This is a genomic window from Streptomyces sp. NPDC002144, from assembly GCF_053593695.1.
Window position 1 is genome coordinate 214,198 of record NZ_JBSFDB010000003.1, and the last position, 17,272, is coordinate 231,469.

General features: G+C 69.4%; 14 protein-coding genes. 5 read left to right on the forward strand and 9 right to left on the reverse strand.

The annotated features are described in order from the left end of the window. Positions 1–79: 79 nt before the first annotated feature. On the reverse strand, positions 80–3,109 hold the full coding sequence (uvrA, locus tag ACWCQ1_RS05940; protein ID WP_358594891.1) for an excinuclease ABC subunit UvrA: 3,030 nt from the start codon (positions 3,107–3,109) through the stop codon (positions 80–82). A gap of 223 nt (positions 3,110–3,332) precedes the next feature. On the opposite strand from uvrA, the gene ACWCQ1_RS05945 reads away from it, so the two are divergent. From ACWCQ1_RS05945 to ACWCQ1_RS05965, 5 genes are all read left to right on the forward strand, one after another. Continuing rightward, positions 3,333–4,019 (forward strand): maleylpyruvate isomerase family mycothiol-dependent enzyme, encoded by a 687-nt coding sequence (locus ACWCQ1_RS05945; RefSeq protein ID WP_358594893.1) that lies wholly within the window; start codon positions 3,333–3,335, stop codon positions 4,017–4,019. A gap of 90 nt (positions 4,020–4,109) precedes the next feature. Then, positions 4,110–4,766 (forward strand): MBL fold metallo-hydrolase, encoded by a 657-nt coding sequence (locus tag ACWCQ1_RS05950; RefSeq protein WP_358594896.1) that lies wholly within the window; start codon positions 4,110–4,112, stop codon positions 4,764–4,766. A gap of 480 nt (positions 4,767–5,246) precedes the next feature. After that, positions 5,247–6,131 (forward strand): ABC transporter substrate-binding protein, encoded by an 885-nt coding sequence (locus tag ACWCQ1_RS05955; RefSeq protein ID WP_133042693.1) that lies wholly within the window; start codon positions 5,247–5,249, stop codon positions 6,129–6,131. Continuing rightward, complete coding sequence (locus tag ACWCQ1_RS05960) at positions 6,128–7,030, forward strand: amino acid ABC transporter permease (protein WP_358594899.1); 903 nt, start codon at positions 6,128–6,130, stop codon at positions 7,028–7,030. The genes ACWCQ1_RS05955 and ACWCQ1_RS05960 overlap by 4 nt, the downstream gene beginning before the upstream one ends. Then, a complete protein-coding gene (locus ACWCQ1_RS05965; protein WP_358594902.1) occupies positions 7,027–7,779 on the forward strand; it encodes an amino acid ABC transporter ATP-binding protein in 753 nt (250 codons plus the stop codon). Before ACWCQ1_RS05960 ends, ACWCQ1_RS05965 begins: the two co-directional genes overlap by 4 nt. 108 nt (positions 7,780–7,887) lie before the next feature. Here the strand turns inward: ACWCQ1_RS05965 and aroQ are convergent, their stop codons facing one another. The 8 genes from aroQ to ACWCQ1_RS06005 form a co-directional block, all read right to left on the reverse strand. Beyond that, positions 7,888–8,361: a type II 3-dehydroquinate dehydratase gene (gene aroQ, locus ACWCQ1_RS05970; RefSeq protein ID WP_358594905.1), complete on the reverse strand. Its 474-nt coding sequence runs from the start codon at positions 8,359–8,361 to the stop codon at positions 7,888–7,890. A 55-nt stretch (positions 8,362–8,416) separates the two neighbouring features. After that, on the reverse strand, positions 8,417–9,517 hold the full coding sequence (locus ACWCQ1_RS05975; protein WP_358594907.1) for a calcium:proton antiporter: 1,101 nt from the start codon (positions 9,515–9,517) through the stop codon (positions 8,417–8,419). A gap of 61 nt (positions 9,518–9,578) precedes the next feature. Then, positions 9,579–9,893, reverse strand: a complete 315-nt coding sequence (locus ACWCQ1_RS05980; RefSeq protein ID WP_358594909.1) for a DUF1330 domain-containing protein — start codon at positions 9,891–9,893, stop codon at positions 9,579–9,581. A gap of 128 nt (positions 9,894–10,021) precedes the next feature. Then, entirely contained in the window at positions 10,022–11,023 is a 1,002-nt protein-coding gene (locus ACWCQ1_RS05985) for a TerC/Alx family metal homeostasis membrane protein (RefSeq protein ID WP_451025936.1), read from the reverse strand. 229 nt (positions 11,024–11,252) lie between these two features. After that, on the reverse strand, positions 11,253–13,286 hold the full coding sequence (locus tag ACWCQ1_RS05990; RefSeq protein ID WP_451025937.1) for a TerD family protein: 2,034 nt from the start codon (positions 13,284–13,286) through the stop codon (positions 11,253–11,255). Positions 13,287–13,342: 56 nt separating this feature from the next. Further along, positions 13,343–13,921, reverse strand: a complete 579-nt coding sequence (locus ACWCQ1_RS05995) for a TerD family protein (protein WP_133042700.1) — start codon at positions 13,919–13,921, stop codon at positions 13,343–13,345. Positions 13,922–14,079: 158 nt separating this feature from the next. Beyond that, the gene (gene uvrB, locus ACWCQ1_RS06000; protein ID WP_451025938.1) at positions 14,080–16,218 is read right to left on the reverse strand and encodes an excinuclease ABC subunit UvrB; all 2,139 of its coding nucleotides are present in this window, start codon (positions 16,216–16,218) and stop codon (positions 14,080–14,082) included. A 40-nt stretch (positions 16,219–16,258) separates the two neighbouring features. Continuing rightward, a complete protein-coding gene (locus ACWCQ1_RS06005; RefSeq protein ID WP_358594919.1) occupies positions 16,259–17,125 on the reverse strand; it encodes an MHYT domain-containing protein in 867 nt (288 codons plus the stop codon). Between the last annotated feature and the right edge of the window lie 147 nt (positions 17,126–17,272).

Genomic DNA, 17,272 nt, shown 5'->3' on the forward strand with positions numbered 1-17,272 from the left:
AACGAGCGGCGCCCCGCCGGGAGTTCCCGCGGGGCGCCGTACTTTTCAGGATTTTCTCCGCCGTGTCGGGCGGCCGGGCTCAGGCCTTCCGTGCCCGGGTCGTCTTCTTCGCCGGGGCCGTCTTCTTGGTCGCCCCGGCCGCCTTCTTCACGGCCGTGTTGTTGGCTGCGCCGGCTGTCGCCGTCTTCTTCGCCGCTGACTTCGCCGCGACCGTCTTCCGTGCCGCCGCCCTGCGCGGGGCCGGTACCGAGGCCGCGTCGCTGATCCGGTCTGCGCCGAGGATCTCGCGCAGGAACTTGCCGGTGTGGCTGGCCGGAACGCCGGCGACCTCCTCGGGCGTGCCCTCCGCGACGACGAGTCCGCCGCCTGCGCCGCCCTCCGGACCCATGTCGACGACCCAGTCGGCGGTCTTGATCACGTCGAGGTTGTGCTCGATGACGATGACCGTGTTGCCCTTGTCGACCAGGCCGGCCAGGACCTTCAGCAGCTTGCTGATGTCCTCGAAGTGCAGACCGGTGGTCGGCTCGTCGAGAACGTAGACCGTGCGGCCGGTGGAGCGCTTCTGCAGCTCGCTGGCGAGCTTGACGCGCTGCGCCTCACCACCGGACAGCGTGGTCGCGGACTGGCCGAGCCGGACATAGCCGAGTCCGACGTCGTTCAGCGTCTTGAGGTGACGGTTGATCGCCGGAACGGCCTCGAAGAAGTTCATCGCCTCCTCGATCGGCATGTTCAGGACCTCGGAGATGGACTTGCCCTTGTAGTGGACCTCCAGCGTCTCCCGGTTGTAGCGGGCGCCGTGGCAGACCTCGCAGGGGACGTAGACGTCCGGGAGGAAGTTCATCTCGATCTTGATCGTGCCGTCACCCGCACAGTTCTCGCAGCGGCCGCCCTTGACGTTGAAGGAGAAGCGGCCCGGCTGGTAGCCGCGGACCTTCGCCTCGGTGGTCTCGGCGAACAGCTTGCGAATGTGGTCGAAGACACCGGTGTACGTCGCCGGGTTGGACCGCGGGGTGCGGCCGATGGGCGACTGGTCGACGTGCACGACCTTGTCGACGAGGTCGTCGCCGTCCACCCGCGTGTGCCGCCCCGGGACGCTGCGCGCGCCGTTGAGCTCGCGGGCCAGGTGCGTGTACAGGATGTCGTTGACCAGCGTCGACTTGCCGGAGCCGGACACGCCGGTGACGGCCGTGAAGACGCCCAGCGGGAACGACACGTCGATGTCCTGCAGGTTGTTCTCGCGGGCACCGTGCACGGTGAGCCGGCGGGACGGGTCCTGCGGGCGCCGGATGTCGGGGACCGGGATCGCCTTCTTGCCGGACAGGTACTGGCCGGTCTGCGACTCGGGGTTGGCGAGCAGCTCCTTCAGGGAGCCGCTGTGCACGACCTTGCCGCCGTGCTCGCCGGCGCCGGGGCCGATGTCGACGACCCAGTCGGCGACCTTGATGGTGTCCTCGTCGTGCTCGACGACGATGAGCGTGTTGCCCATGTCACGCAGCCGGACCAGGGTCTCGATCAGCCGGTGGTTGTCACGCTGGTGCAGGCCGATGGACGGCTCGTCCAACACGTACAGCACACCGACCAGACCGGAGCCGATCTGGGTGGCCAGGCGAATGCGCTGGGCCTCGCCGCCGGAGAGGGTGCCGGCCGCGCGGTTCAGCGAGAGGTAGTCCAGGCCGACGTCGACCAGGAAGCGCAACCGCTCGTTGACCTCCTTCAGCACCCGCTCGGCGATCTTCTTGTCGCGGGCGCTGAGCTTGAGCTCGCCCAGGAAGTCCGCGCAGTCACTGATGGACATCGCGGAGACCTCGGCGATCGACTTCTCCATAATGGTGACCGCGAGGACGATCGGCTTCAGACGCGTGCCCTCACAGCTGGGGCAGGGCACCTCGCGCATGTAGCCCTCGAAGCGCTCACGGCTGGCGTCGCTCTCGGCCTCGCTGTGCCGGCGCTTCACGAAGGGGACGGCGCCCTCGAAGGGCGTGGTGTACACGCGCTCGCGGCCGTACCTGTTGCGGTAGCGGACCTCGATCTGTGTCTTGTGGCCGTAGAGCAGGGCCTTCTTGGCGCGCTGGGGCAGGCCCGCGAAGGGGATGTCGGTCCGGAAGCCGAGCGCGTCCGCGAGGGCGCCGATCAGACGGCCGAAGTAGTCCTTGGTGTGCCCGTGCGACCAGGGGTGGATGGCGCCCTCGTCGAGGGACTTGTCCTCGTCGGGGACGATCAGCTCGGGGTCGACCTCCATGCGCGTGCCGATGCCGGTGCACTCGGGGCAGGCGCCGAAGGGCGAGTTGAAGGAGAAGGAGCGGGGCTCCAGCTCCTCGAAGGACAGGTCGTCGTACGGGCAGTACAGGTGCTCCGAGAACATGCGCTCGCGCTCGGGGTCGTCCTCGGGGAGGTCGACGAAGTCGAGCACGACCATGCCGCCGGACAGGCCCAGGGCCGTCTCCACGGAGTCGGTGAGCCGGCGCTTGGCGGAGTCCTTCACCGTCAGGCGGTCGACGACCACCTCGATGGTGTGCTTCTCCTGCTTCTTGAGCGTGGGCGGGCTGGAGAGCTGGATGGTCTCGCCGTCGACCCGCGCGCGGGAGTAGCCCTTGGTCTGCAGGTCGGCGAAGAGGTCGACGAACTCACCCTTGCGCTCCCGCACCAGCGGGGAGAGCACCTGGAAGCGGCTGCCCTCCGGCAGCTCCAGGACCCTGTCCACGATGGCCTGCGGCGACTGGCGGGAGATCGGGCGGCCGCACTCGGGACAGTGCGGCTTGCCGATGCGCGCGAAGAGCAGACGCAGGTAGTCGTAGACCTCGGTGATGGTGCCGACCGTCGAGCGCGGGTTGCGCGAGGTCGACTTCTGGTCGATGGAGACGGCCGGGGACAGGCCCTCGATGAAGTCGACATCCGGCTTGTCCATCTGGCCGAGGAACTGGCGGGCGTACGAGGAGAGCGACTCCACGTAGCGCCGCTGCCCCTCGGCGAAGATGGTGTCGAAGGCCAGCGAGGACTTGCCCGACCCCGACAGGCCCGTGAAGACGATGAGCGAGTCGCGCGGCAGGTCGAGCGAGACATTCTTCAGGTTGTGCTCGCGCGCGCCACGGACGATGAGACGGTCGGCCACGCCGGTCCGCACCTTTCTTGAGAGAAGTGACAGGGGCGAGGCCCCCGTGCTTCTTCAGACTAGGGGGAGCCACTGACAACGCCGGTCGGATTCCCGGATGCATAACAATCCCCGGCACTCCAGCATGCCCGACGCCACTCCCGACCATATAGCACGCGCATTCGATTTACGGCACGGCTTCACCACCTTCACCCAAAGGTGTGGCAGGGCTAGGGTCAGCACCATGATTGATCACGGTCATGACCTGGCGTCTGTACGTGACGCGACGGAACGGCTGCTCACCGCAGCGGCCGGCATGGACAACGCGTCGGCCGCCGAGCCGTCACGGCTTCCCGGCTGGAGCCGCGGCCACGTCCTCGCCCATCTCGCCCGCAACGCGGACGCCCTCGTGAACGTCCTGGAGGGCCGGCCCATGTACCCCTCCGCGGACGCCCGCGACGCCGACATCGAGCGGGACGCCCCGCGCCCCCTCGACGCGCACCTCGCCGACCTGCGGGAGAGCGCGGCCCGGTTCCAGGCCGCGGGGACCGTGCCGGCGGACTGGTCGCGCACGGTGGAGCTGCGCAACGGGGTTACCGACTCGGCGTCCCGGGTACCGTTCCGGCGCTGGGCCGAGGTGGAGCTGCACCACGTCGACCTCGGCATCGGGTACGAGCTGGAGGACCTGCCCGAAGAATTCGTGGAGCGGGAGATCGACTTCCTCGCCGAGCGCTTCTCCGGCCACCCGGACGTGGCGGCCACCCGGCTGACCGACGGCACACGCGCGTGGCGGACGGGCCGGGAGGCCGAGGGCCCGGAGGTCACCGTCACCGGTCCGGCACCGGACCTGCTGGGCTGGCTGGCGGGGCGTCGCGACGGCTCGGGCCTGATCACGGAGGGCGGCGAGCTGCCGAAGCTCCCGCCCCTGTAGCGCGGCGGCAGGTCCCCGCCGAGGCCGTACCGTGAGCGACGGGGCCTCGGCGGGGACCCGGGTGCGCTCCGCCGCTATAGGCTGACCGCCATGACGTACAGCGGACAGGTGAAGGTCGGCGGCCCGGCGGACGTTCACGAGCTCAAGGACCTGATGATCACCAAGATCGCGGTCGGCCCGATGGACAACAACGCCTATCTGCTGCGCTGCCGGGCCACGGACGAGCAGTTGCTGATCGACGCGGCCAACGACGCGGACACCCTGCTGGGCATGATCGGTGACGACGGCATCGCCTCCGTCGTCACCACGCACCAGCACGGCGACCACTGGCAGGCCCTCGCCCGGGTCGTCTCGGCCACCGGCGCCCGGACGTACGCGGGCCGGGACGACGCCACCGGCATCCCCGTCCCGACCGACGTCCTCGTCGACGACGGCGACACCATCCGGGTGGGACAAGTGACGCTCACCGCGCGCCACCTGGTGGGGCACACCCCGGGCTCCATCGCCCTCGTGTACGACGACCCGCACGGACATCCCCATGTCTTCACGGGCGACTGCCTCTTCCCCGGCGGCGTCGGCAACACCCGCAAGGATCCGGAGGCGTTCGCCAGTCTCATCCACGACGTCGAGACGAAGATCTTCGACGTGCTCCCGGACGAGACCTGGGTCTATCCGGGCCATGGCAACGACACCACCCTGGGGGCGGAGCGCCCGCACCTGCCGGAGTGGCACGCGCGCGGGTGGTGAACTCTTCCGGTACGGCGGGCCGGTGGCCGCCGGGGACGTCGCGCAGGGGCGGCCGGCCGCCACGACCCGCCGCCCCCGCACATCTCGGCCCGCTTGCCGCCTCGTGAGGGCGGGCCGGTGACCCATGGGAGTCACCCCTACAGCGCACGGAGCGCCGGATGCGTCACATCCCCGGCGCGAACTCCCAACGCCCGCGCGGCGCACTCCCGATGACGCGCGCCCCGTGTGAACCGTTCGCACGCGCCGGTGTCATGCGCGCGCTCCCGGCGCACTTCGTTGCGCAGTCAACTGGAGGCAGCCCCGCACAGGATGACGGCTCCTGCGCGGTACGGGCCGCCGGTCTTTCGAATCCCCGCCCTCGGCCGGCGGCCCCGGCCTCTGCCCGGGAACTGTTCACAGAACCGCAACGCTCGTTCCCACTATGCGGACAATTGCGGTCGTGACCTCGACAAACGGGCGATCGACTGTCAATCTCCCGCCATGCACCTCGCCCCTCGCGCCCTGCGCCGCGCCGTAGCCGCGGCATCGATAGCCCTGCTCGCCACCGCCGTCGGCTGCGCTCCGCAGCCGGAGGAGAAGGCGGCTGCCTCGCCGTCCGGTTCGACCGGCACCACCTGCGCCAAGGGCGAACTGGCCACCAAGGCCTCCGGCAAGCTGACGATCGCCACCGACGAACCGGCGTACGAGCCCTGGTTCAAGGACGACAAGCCCGCCAACGGCAAGGGCTTCGAGTCGGCGGTCGCCTACGCCGTCGCACAGCAGCTCGGTTACGACAAGAGCGCCGTCGTCTGGCAGAGCGTTCCGTTCAACAAGGCCTTCGCGCCCGGCGTGAAGACCTTCGACTTCGACATCAACCAGGTGTCGATCAGCGCCGAGCGCAAGAAGGCCGTTGACTTCTCCTCCGGCTACTACGACGTGCGCCAGGCCGTCATCGCGCTCAAGGGTTCCAAGGCCGCGAAGGCGACCGGCATCGCGGACCTGAAGAAGCTCAAGCTGGGCGCGCAGGTCGGCACGACGAGCCTGAACTACATCAGCGACGTGGTGAAGCCGTCGCAGGAGGCGGCCGCCTACTCCAAGAACGACCAGGCGATCTCCGCCCTCAAGAACGGTCAGGTGGACGCGATCGTCACCGACCTGCCGACCGCCTTCTACGTCACCGCCGCCCAGGTGACCAATGCCAAGATCGTCGGCCAGTTCGAGAACCAGGGCGGCACACCCGAACAGTTCGGGCTCGTCCTCGACAAGGGCAGCGCCCTCACCTCCTGCGTGTCGTCGGCCGTGGACGCCCTCCGTAAGGACGGCACCCTGGCGAAGCTGGAGAAGCAGTGGCTGTCCGACGCCGTCGACGCGCCGGTGCTCAAGTGACGGTCGTCAAGGAGGAGTCCGGGGAGGACGCGGGCAAGGGTGACATGCCCGACGCGTACGTTCCGTCCGAACGGCGGCTGGAGCGCCAGCGCTACAAGCGCGCGCGTGCCCGTCGCGCAACGGCCATCGCCGCCGTGTCGACCCTCGTCACCGCTGTCGTCCTCTACCTGGTCGTCGTCAGTGCCCCGGGCTGGGAGCGCACCAAGGAGACCTTCTTCGACGCGGGCTACGCGCGCGAGGCGTTCCCCAAGGTCCTGGAAGGGCTCTGGCTGAACATCCGGCTGCTGCTGATCTGCGGTGTCCTGGTGCTCCTGCTGGGCATGCTGATCGCCGTCGCGCGCACCCTGCCCGGACCGGTGTTCTTCCCGTTGCGGGCACTCGCGGCCGCCTACACGGACTTCTTCCGCGGACTGCCGCTGATCATCAACCTGATGATCGTCGTCTTTGGTGTGCCCGCCCTGCGCCTCCAGGGTGTGACCGTCGATCCCGTGTGGCTCGGCGGTACGGCGCTGACCCTGACCTACGCGGCCTACGTCGCCGAGGTGTTCCGCGCCGGCATCGAGTCCGTACACCCCTCGCAGCGCGCCGCGGCCCGCTCGCTCGGCCTGACCAACCGGCAGTCGCTGCGCCACGTGGTGCTGCCGCAGGCCGTGCGCCGTCAGGTACCGCCCCTGCTGAACGACCTCGTGTCCCTCCAGAAGGACACCGGGCTCGTGTCGATCGGCGGTGCCATCGACGCGGTGCGGGCGTCCGACATCATCGCCCAGCGGAGCCTGAACTACACGCCGTACATCGTGGCCGGCCTGGTCTTCGTGGCACTGACCATTCCGATGACCCGGTTCACGGACTGGGTGACGGCGCGGATGGACCGGCGGCGGGCCCAGGGAGGAGCGATATGAGCGACGCACCCGTGCTGCGCATGGAGTCCGTGCGCAAGACGTTCGGCGGCACGGTGGTGCTGCGGGACGTCGATCTGGAGGTCGCTCCGCACACGGTGACCGCACTGATCGGCGCGTCCGGCTCCGGCAAGTCGACGCTGCTGCGGTGCGCCAACCTCCTGGAGGAGATCGACGACGGCGCGATCTGGCTGGACGACGAGGAGATCACCGATCCGCGCGTGGACCAGGACGCGGTACGGCGCCGTATCGGCGTGGTCTTCCAGGCGTACAACCTCTTTCCGCACATGACGGTGCTGGACAACATCACCCTCGCTCCGCGGCGGGTGCACGGCGTGTCCCGAGCGGAGGCCGAGGAGCGGGCCAGGGAGCTGCTGGAGCGGCTCGGGCTGGGCGGGAAGGCGAGCGAGTACCCGGACCGGCTGAGCGGCGGCCAGCAGCAGCGTGTGGCGATCGTGCGCGCCCTCGCCGTTCGCCCTCGGCTGCTCCTGTTCGACGAGATCACGGCCGCGCTCGACCCGGAGCTCGTCGGCGAGGTCCTCACCGTCGTCCGCGACCTCAAGGACGACGGCATGACCATGGTGCTGGCCACGCACGAGATGGGCTTCGCGCGGGATGTCGCCGACCAGGTTTGTTTTCTGGACTCGGGCGTGGTCCTGGAGCGCGGAACCGCCGAGCAGATCTTCGGCGATCCGCAGGAGGAGCGCACGCGGCGCTTCCTGAAGCGGATCGTGGAGGCGGGGCGGTTGTAAGGGGCGCGCGCAATGGCGGCCGGGCCTTACAAGCGGACGGCCGGGTCCGCGCCCTACGCAGGCCGGGCCCTGCACAGGCGGAAGACCGGGCGCGTACGCAGGCCGACCTCAGGCCTCGGCCTGCGCCGCCCCCACCAGCGCCACCACCCGCTCGACGCCGAACACATAGCCCTGCACACCGCATCCCGCGATGACGCCGTCGGCGCGCAGCGAGACGTACGAGTGGTGCCGGAAGGACTCGCGCTGGTGGATGTTGGAGATGTGGACCTCGAGGACGGGCAGCCCGTCGCAGGTGTTGAGGGCGTCCAGGATCGCGACCGACGTGTGGGAGTAGGCACCCGGGTTGATCACGATCCCGCAGTGGTTCAGCCGCGCCTCGTGGATCCAGTCCACCAGCTCGCCCTCGTGGTTGGACTGCCGGAAGTCCACCGTGCCGCCGTGCGCGGCGGCCGCCTTGGCGCACAGCGCCTCCACGTCGGCCAGGGTGTCCTTGCCGTAGATCTCCGGCTGGCGCTGGCCGAGGAGGTTCAGGTTGGGCCCGTTGAGGATCATGATCGGGGCGTTGGCCAGGGTACGGGTCACGGTTCCTCCGGTCCGGTGAGGGTGGGCTGCTCGGACCGGTCTATCACGCGGCGGCCTACGGGTTGATCGCCAGCTCCAGGTAGGCCGCGAACAGCACGAGATGCACCCCGCCCTGCAGTGGTGTGGCGCGGCCCGGTACGACCGTCAGCGAGCTGACCACCACCGTCAGGGCCAGCAGCACCATGTGTGTGGCGCCGAGGCCGAGGACGAGCGGGCCGGAGAGCCAGACCGAGGCCAGGGCGACCGCCGGGATGGTCAGTCCGATGCTGGCCATGGCGGAGCCGAGCGCCAGGTTCAGGCTGGTCTGGACGCGGTCGCGACGAGCGGAGCGCAGAGCGGCGATGGTCTCGGGGAGCAGCACCAGCAGGGCGATGATCACACCGACGACCGCATGGTGCAGGCCCGCGGCCTCGACGCCCGACTCGATCGTCGGCGACACCCCCTTGGCCAGGCCCACCACACCGATCAGGGCGAGCCCGAGCAGACCCAGGCCGATCCAGGCGGTGCGCGTAGAGGGGACGTCGGCGTGGTCGTCGGTGCTGATCACCTCGCCCTGGCGGGTGATGGGGAGGAAGTAGTCGCGGTGCCGCACGGTCTGGGTCGTCACGAACAGGCCGTAGAGGATCAGCGAGGAGATCGCGGCGAAGGTCAGCTGTACGGCGGAGAACTCCGGGCCGGGTCTGCTGGTGGTGAAGGTCGACAGCACCAGGCTGAGCGTGGCCAGGGTGGCCACGGTGGCGAGGGCGGCGCCGGTGCCCTCGGGGTTGAACACCGCCGTGCCGTGTCGCAGGGAGGCGACCAGGAGACAGAGGCCGACGATGCCGTTGCAGGTGATCATCACGGCCGCGAAGACCGTGTCCCTGGCCAGCGTGGAACTCTTGTCGCCGCCGTCCGCCATCAACGTGACGATCAGCGCCACCTCGATGATCGTGACGGCGACGGCGAGAACGAGGGAACCGAACGGCTCCCCGACCCGGTGGGCGACCACCTCCGCGTGATGCACAGCGGCCAGGACGGCCCCCGCGAGAACGAGCGTGACCAGCGCGACCACCGCGCCCGGCAGATCACGCCCCCATGTGAAGACCAGCAGAACGACCGCGAGAACCGGTACGAGGAGCGTCCACCGGGTCGTGAGCGACCTGGACCGAGCGATCACGGAGCGACCTTCGCAGAGGGGCACAGGCCCCGCATTCCGGCGTTGCGGGGCCTGGTGCCTGTCACTTGAACTCGGTCATCCCTTCCAGATCGCAGTCGGTGAAGGTCGGCGGCCGGGTGCACAGCGCGGCCATGCACTGCGCGAACTCGGCCGTCTCGGGCGCGTTGCTGGTGGCCATGGCCTCCTCGTAGGAGTCGAACTCGATCACCACGAGGTAGCGGTTCGGCTGGTTCCTGTCCTTGAGGACGAGGCGGTGCGTGGGACCGCCGCTGCGGCCCGCGAACCGCTCGTCCATCTCCTCGGACAGCTTGCGCATCTCTTCGATGCGCTCGGTCTCGAAGTCGACGATCTGTACGAACTTGACGGGTGCGTCCATGGATTCCTCCACCCGGCCACGGCGCTCCCGGTGCGGGAACGCTCGGCTCCCAACGAAGCACCGGGAGCGGTGGTCGGCAATTCATCGTGCGGCGCTCCCGGTGCTGGTTGTTCCTACGTCGGTCGCGGTCAGGCCTGGATGCTGTCCTTCGGAGCGCCTTCGCTCTCCGACTGCGCCGCCTCGGCCGCCGCCTGCTTCCTGGACGCCCGCAGGCTCGTGATCGTGGTGACGATCAGGACCGAACAGATCACGCCGAGGGAGACGGGGATGGAGATCTCCGGGACATGGACGCCGGATTCGTGCAGCGCGTGCAGCACCAGCTTGACGCCGATGAAGCCCAGGATGATCGACAGACCGTAGCTGAGGTGCACGAGCTTCTTCAGCAGACCGCCGATGAGGAAGTACAGCTGGCGAAGGCCCATCAGCGCGAAGGCGTTCGCGGTGAAGACGATGTACGGGTCCTGGGTCAGGCCGAAGATCGCGGGGATCGAGTCGAGCGCGAAGAGGACGTCCGTGGTGCCGATCGCCAGCATCACGACCAGCATCGGGGTCATGACCCGCTTGCCGTTCTGCTGGATCCACAGTTTTGTGCCGTGGTAGCGGTCGGCGACACCGAACCTGCGCTCGGCGGCCTTGAGCAGCTTGTTCTCCTCGAACTCCTCGTCCTCCTCGTCGGCCCTGGCCTCCTGGATGAGCTTCCAGGCGGTCCAGATCAGGAAGGCGCCGAAGAGGTAGAACACCCAGGAGAAGCTGGCGAGGATCGCGGCGCCGGCGGCGATGAAGATCGCCCGGAGGACCAGGGCTATGAGCACACCGACGAGCAGGACGCGCTGCTGGTACTGCGAGGGCACGGCGAACTTCGCCATGATCAGGACGAAGACGAAGAGGTTGTCGACGCTCAGCGACTTCTCGGTGATGAAGCCGGCGAAGAACTCGCCGCCGGCCTGGCCGTCGCCGAAGACGAGCAGGCCGAGTCCGAAGAGCCCGGCGAGGGCGATCCAGACGACCGTCCAGATCCCGGCTTCCTTGATCGAGACGTCGTGCGGCTTGCGGCCGATGAAGAAGTCGACCGCGATGAGGGCGGCAAGGCCCACGATGGTCAGGACCCACAGGGTCGGGGAAACATCCACTGCGCCTCCGGCATACGTAACGGCAAATGTCAGCGTCGTCGCTACCGGAGGTCTCTTCCACCCAGGCACGGGCCCTGGGCCGACGCCCCGGGATCTGGTTGATCCGTACTGACGGGTACGCCGCAGCAGATAGGGAGTACTCCCCTCCGTGAGGAAAACTGTACCCCAATCACCAAGGAAAGGTAAAGAGACTGGTAAAAGAAAGGCCAAACTCGCTGATCAGAGCGCTTTACGTGTACTTGGTGCGGGCTGCCGCGACCAGGGTGAGCACCTGCTGCAGCACCTCGCTGCCGGGTGGCACCAGCGCCGGTTCATAGGTCCAGGCGTGGCCGACCCACGGGTCGGCGAGGTGATCGTCGGGCAGGGGCGTGAGTCGCAGCAGCGAACGCCACAGGGGGTCGAGCAAAGGCCCGTAGGCCTGGGCGTCCTCGCGGTCCGCGACCATCATCAGGTGGACGCCGACCGCCGGTCCCTCGTCCGCGAGGTAGCGCAGCTGGGTCACGGCCCGGTCGTCGAAGCCGTGCGGGAAGTCGTTGACGATCAGCAGCTGCTCGGCCGGATCCATGCCGGGCGGCAGGGAGTCTGCCGCTCCACCGCGCACCGCCATCTGGATCAGGTCGACGCGCTGGGTGAGCCGGGTCAGGACGTCCGCCACGCCCGCGGCACCCTGGGCGGGCGGGGCGGGGAGGACGCCGGTCCGCACCAGCGGCGCGAGCGCCCGGGATCCGGACCCCGCCGGATCGATGACCTGCACGGTGAACTCGCCGGCCGGATAGACCGCGAGCAGCCTGGCGGCCAGTGCCACCGCCGTCTCCATCGCGCGGTGGCGCAGTTCATGGGCGTCGGCGAACGACTCGTCGTACGCCTCGGTGAATCCCGCGTCGATCCACAGACCGCGTTCGAGGGGCAGCCGTACCAGCATCGGGATGCGCAGCAGCTCGCTCTCGGGGAGGTATAGGTCGCCCAGGCGCAGGGCCATCGGGATCTCCATCGGGACCCGGTAGGCGTGCCACACCGGGTTGTCCCAGCGGGCGTAGGCGGGCGGCAGCGCGGGTTCGACGACGTCGGACTCGGCCGACAGCTGGGCGAGATCGCGGTCGAGGGCCGCCCGGGCCTGGTCGACCAGGTCGGCGTGCTTGGCGCGGGCCGTCTCACGGGCGGCCTCGCCCTGGCCGCCGATCCTGCTGCGCGGGTCGGACAGGGCCTGGTCGAGCTCCTTCTCCATGCGTGAGTCGGCGAAGTCCACGGCGCTGCGGTACGCGGCCGTGGTGCGGGCCAGGTCCTCGAACATGCCCCAGATCTGGTTGTACAGCCGCTCGTCCATCGACCAGCCGGTGGCGTCACCCGCGACCGGCTGGGCGGGCTGTCCCGGAGCGGCAGGAGGCGCGGTCGGCGGGGGTGGCGGCGGCGCGGCGGTCTGCCGGGCCGGGTGGCTGTAGTCGATCGGACCGCCGGGCGCGGCGGGCTGGGTGGCCGCGGAGGGGTCCATGGACGGGATTCCGGGCTGCGGCGCGCCACCCGCGGTGGTGCTCTGAGCGCCGTAGGGAGCGGTCGGGGGTGCCGGGACGCCGTACGGGTTGGCCGGCTGCTGCGGTGCGGCCGGGCCGGAGCCGCGGTGGGACGCTCCGGCCTGGTCAGGGCCTGGGGCCGGCACCGCCGTCTGGCGGGTACGGTCACCGTCCGCCGAGTGCTGCGGGGGTGCCGGTACCGCCCGGGCCAGGCTCTGGCTGACCGCCTTGTCGATGCGGGCCGCGAGCCGCTGCGGCTCGGGCAGGCCCTGATCGCTGAAGAGTTCGGCGAGCCCGCCGGCGTACCCCTGGCCGACGGCGCGCACCTTCCAGGCGCCCTGCCGGCGGTACAGCTCCACGGCGACGACGGCGGACTCCGCGTCCAGGCCGGTGATCGTGTAGCTGGCGACCTCGGTGCCGTCGAGGCCGGTGACGGCGACGAACGGGGCGGCGACGGCACCGAAGCTCGCCGGCCCCCCGTCGGGGAGGGCGAGCAGCACATGGACGCGGTGCACGGCCTCGGGCATGGCACCCAGGTCGACCGCGAGCCGGTGGTCGGCGGCCGCCTGCCGGGACACCTCCAGGCCGGGCAGGGTGGGCGCGCCGGGGTGGGCGACCCCTTCCACGCCGCGCGCCCTGCCGTGCTCGTCGCCGAGCGTGGCCGAGGCGACGACCGGCGTGCCGGCCGAGACCCGGATCTCGAGACGGACCTGGGAGAGCAGGTGGTTCTGCCCCCGCACCAGCTCGGCCGTCATCGCCCTCGTCCCCCCTGTGTCGCTGCCGTCGTCTCGTGTGCGGTCGCCGGGTGGTCCTACAGGTGCGGCAGGATCGACGGCATCAGGTCCTGGAAGGTACGGCCGTTGGCCGGGGTGCCGAGAGCGGTCAGCGTCCAGCCGGCGCCGGCTCGGTGCACCTTGGCCATGATCTGGGCGGTGTAGGCGCCACCGCCCGCGAGGGTGTAGCGCGCGAGTTCCTGGCCGTTGGTCTCGTCGACCAGGCGGCAGAACGCGTTCTGCACCTCCTGGAAGGTCTGCCCGGTGAACGAGTTCACCGTGAAGACGATCTGGTCGATGTGGACCGGGACCCGCGCCAGGTCCACGAGGATCGCCTCGTCGTCGCCGCCTTGGCCGACACCGCCGACGAGGTTGTCACCGGTGTGGCGGACCGAGCCGTCGTCGCTGACGAGGTGGCGGAAGAAGACGACGTCGACCGGCTGCTTGTCCGCGAACAGGACGGCGGAGGCGTCCAGGTCGATCTCACGGGTGCGCGAGCCGAACAGACCGCGCCGGGGAGCCGCCTGCCACCCGAGACCCATGCGCACCGCGGTCAGGCTGCCCCCGTCGTTCTTCTGCAGACTGATGGCCTGACCCTTGGTCATGTTGACGGTCACGGCTGGTTCCCCTCTCGAACTGTCCCCTGTTGCCGCGGAGTCCGCGGTTGTCCAGAACCCTACGCAGCGGCACCGACAGTGCCGAACCCCGGCTCGTACTTTGTGTCGGTCTTGCAACACAGTGCGCAGGTGCCGAGGTCCGGCGGCTGCCGGGAGGGTCAGGCCAGACCCGCCTCCCTCATCTGACGCAGCTCCTTCTTCATCTCGGACACCTCGTCGCGCAGCCGGGCCGCGATCTCGAACTGGAGGTCCGCGGCCGCGGCGCGCATACGTGCCGTCATCTCCTCGATCTGCTCGGCCAGTTCGGCCGCCGGGCGGTCGGTCGGGACGGTCTCCTTGGCCTTGCCCTTGGCCTTCTTGGTACCGGCGGCAGCCTTGCCGCCGAGGGCGGGCACGGGTGCCTTGGCGCCCTTGCCGTCCTTCGACTTGCGGTAACCCGAGCCGAGCAGCTGTTCGGTATCGATGTCCTCGCGGGCGATCTGAGCCACGATGTCGTTGATCTTCTTGCGCAGCGGCTGCGGGTCGATGCCCCGCTCCTTGTTGTACGCGACCTGCTTCTCACGGCGCCGGTTGGTCTCCTCGATGGCCTTCTCCATCGCCGGGGTGATCTTGTCGGCGTACATGTGGACCTGGCCGGAGACATTGCGTGCCGCGCGGCCGATGGTCTGGATCAGGGAGGTGCCCGAGCGCAGGAAGCCCTCCTTGTCGGCGTCGAGGATCGCCACCAGGGACACCTCGGGCAGGTCGAGACCCTCACGCAGGAGGTTGATGCCGACCAGCACGTCGAACTCACCGGAGCGCAGCTCGCGCAGCAGCTCGACGCGGCGCAGGGTGTCCACGTCGCTGTGCAGGTAGCGCACCTGGATGCCGAGCTCCAGGAAGTAGTCGGTGAGGTCCTCGGCCATCTTCTTGGTGAGGGTGGTGACCAGGACGCGCTCGTCCTTCTCGGTGCGGGTGCGGATCTCGTGCACCAGGTCGTCGATCTGGCCCTCGGTGGGCTTGACGACGACCTCCGGGTCGACGAGGCCGGTGGGGCGGATGATCTGCTCGACGACGCCGTCCGCGCGCGAGAGCTCGTACTTGCCCGGGGTGGCCGACAGATACACCGTCTGCCCGATGCGCTCCTGGAACTCCTCCCACTTCAGCGGGCGGTTGTCGAGGGCTGAGGGCAGGCGGAAGCCGTGGTCGACGAGGGTGCGCTTGCGGGAGGCGTCGCCCTCGTACATGGCGCCGATCTGCGGGACCGTGTTGTGCGACTCGTCGATGACCAGGAGGAAGTCGTCCGGGAAGTAGTCCAGCAGGGTGTTGGGCGGGGAGCCGGGCGAGCGGCCGTCGAAGTGCATCGAGTAGTTCTCGACGCCGGAGCAGGAGCCGATCTGGCGGAGCATCTCGAGGTCGTACGTCGTCCGCATCCGCAGGCGCTGCGCCTCCAGGAGCTTGCCCTGCTTCTCCAGCTCGGCCAGGCGCTCGCCGAGTTCCTTCTCGATGTCGTTGATGGCCCGCTCCATGCGCTCGGGCCCGGCGACGTAGTGGGAGGCGGGGAAGACGTACAGCTGCTCGTCGTCGCTGATGATCTCGCCGGTGATCGGGTGCAGGGTGGAGAGTGCCTCGATCTCGTCGCCGAACATCTCGATGCGGACCGCGAGCTCCTCGTAGACCGGGAAGATCTCGATGGTGTCGCCGCGGACGCGGAAGGTGCCCCGGGTGAAGGCCAGGTCGTTGCGCGTGTACTGGATGTCCACGAAGCGGCGCAGCAGCTGGTCCCGGTCCATCTCTTCCCCGACCCTCAGGGGGACCATGCGGTCCACGTACTCCTGGGGTGTACCGAGGCCGTAGATGCAGGAGACGGAGGCGACCACCACGACGTCGCGGCGGGTCAGCAGCGAGTTGGTCGCGGAGTGGCGCAGCCGCTCGACCTCCTCGTTGATCGAGGAGTCCTTCTCGATGTAGGTGTCCGACTGCGGGACGTACGCCTCGGGCTGGTAGTAGTCGTAGTACGAGACGAAGTACTCGACCGCGTTGTTGGGCAGCAGTTCACGGAACTCGTTCGCCAGCTGGGCGGCCAGGGTCTTGTTCGGCGCCATCACGAGAGTGGGGCGCTGGAGCTTCTCGATCATCCACGCGGTGGTGGCGGACTTGCCGGTGCCGGTCGCGCCCAGCAGGACGACGTCCTTCTCACCGGCCTCGATGCGCTTGGCCAGCTCGGCGATGGCCGCCGGCTGGTCGCCGCTGGGCTGGTAGGGGCTGACGACCTCGAAGGGCGCCACCGTGCGTTCGATGTTGGAAACGGGCCGCATGGGATCCACCGTACGACCCCCCACTGACAATGCGGTCGGGTCAGCGGTTCTGCGGGGTGCGTGAGCCGCGTTGGACGGCCTGCCGGACCGGCCGGAGCGGGGGACGGTGCGCGGGGTGGTGGACGGCGGGATGGGCCGGGACGCCGGGCTTGTGCTCGACGGGGGTCCAGTCGGGCTTGCCCATGACCATCATCGGGTCGAACACCACGACCACGGCCGCGAGCAGCAGGAAGGCGAGCGGTCCGATCAGCAGGGGCCACAGCAGCGCCGCGGCCGATTCACCTTCGGTCGGGGCCGCCGTGCCGTGGAGATGGACACGCAGGGCGGCCATCCCGGTGTAGTGCATGCCGCTCACGGCGAGCCCCATGACGAGGCTGGCGCCCACGCTCCACAGGAACCCGCGGATCTGTCCGGCCGCCCACAGGGCGGCGGTGGCGGCGGCCATCGCGATGACCACGGAGGCGGCGACGGTGAAGGTGTTGTACTCCAGCCGTCCGTTCAGGCGCATCGCCGCCATGCCCAGGTAGTGCATCGAGGCGATGCCCAGGCCGGTGATGGTGCCGCCGGTGAACAGAGCGGTCCCCCTCGCGCCCCGGTAGCCGACGATGAAGATCCCGATGCCCACCATGACGATCGCGACGCCGAGGCTGGCGAACGTCATCGCCTTGTCGTAGTGGATCGGCGCCTGCCTGACCTTGAACCCCATCATGGCGACGAAGTGCATGGTCCATATGCCGGACGCGATGGCCACCGAACCGAGGGCGAGCCAGCCGGGGCGCCAGGAGTGGGCGACGAGCATGGATCTGGTGGTGCAGCGCAGGCCGAGGGCGCCACCGAGGGAGGCCATGAGAAAAGCCACCACCGGTGTGACGAGTCCGTAGCTGAATCCGTCGACCGTGCCTTGCATGTGCGGCTGCCCTTCCCGCCTTTTACGTCCCGGAATCTTCTGAAATGCACCCCCTCCCAGAACCGCCCCCAGCGGTCAGGGTTGAGGCAGAGAGTATGGCCCCCACCGGAATGGTCGAACGATTTTCCGGCAAAGAAACACGTCGTT

What these genes read in the sequence shown, in the direction of transcription:
- ACWCQ1_RS05945 (WP_358594893.1), top strand. Translation starts at nt 3,333, where the DNA reads ATGATTGATCACGGTCATGACCTGGCGTCTGTACGTGACGCGACGGAA.
- ACWCQ1_RS05950 (WP_358594896.1), top strand. Translation starts at nt 4,110, where the DNA reads ATGACGTACAGCGGACAGGTGAAGGTCGGCGGCCCGGCGGACGTTCAC.
- ACWCQ1_RS05955 (WP_133042693.1), top strand. Translation starts at nt 5,247, where the DNA reads ATGCACCTCGCCCCTCGCGCCCTGCGCCGCGCCGTAGCCGCGGCATCG.
- ACWCQ1_RS05965 (WP_358594902.1), top strand. Translation starts at nt 7,027, where the DNA reads ATGAGCGACGCACCCGTGCTGCGCATGGAGTCCGTGCGCAAGACGTTC.
- ACWCQ1_RS05980 (WP_358594909.1), bottom strand. Translation starts at nt 9,893, where the DNA reads ATGGACGCACCCGTCAAGTTCGTACAGATCGTCGACTTCGAGACCGAG.
- ACWCQ1_RS05990 (WP_451025937.1), bottom strand. Translation starts at nt 13,286, where the DNA reads ATGACGGCCGAGCTGGTGCGGGGGCAGAACCACCTGCTCTCCCAGGTC.
- uvrB (WP_451025938.1), bottom strand. Translation starts at nt 16,218, where the DNA reads ATGCGGCCCGTTTCCAACATCGAACGCACGGTGGCGCCCTTCGAGGTC.
- ACWCQ1_RS06005 (WP_358594919.1), bottom strand. Translation starts at nt 17,125, where the DNA reads ATGCAAGGCACGGTCGACGGATTCAGCTACGGACTCGTCACACCGGTG.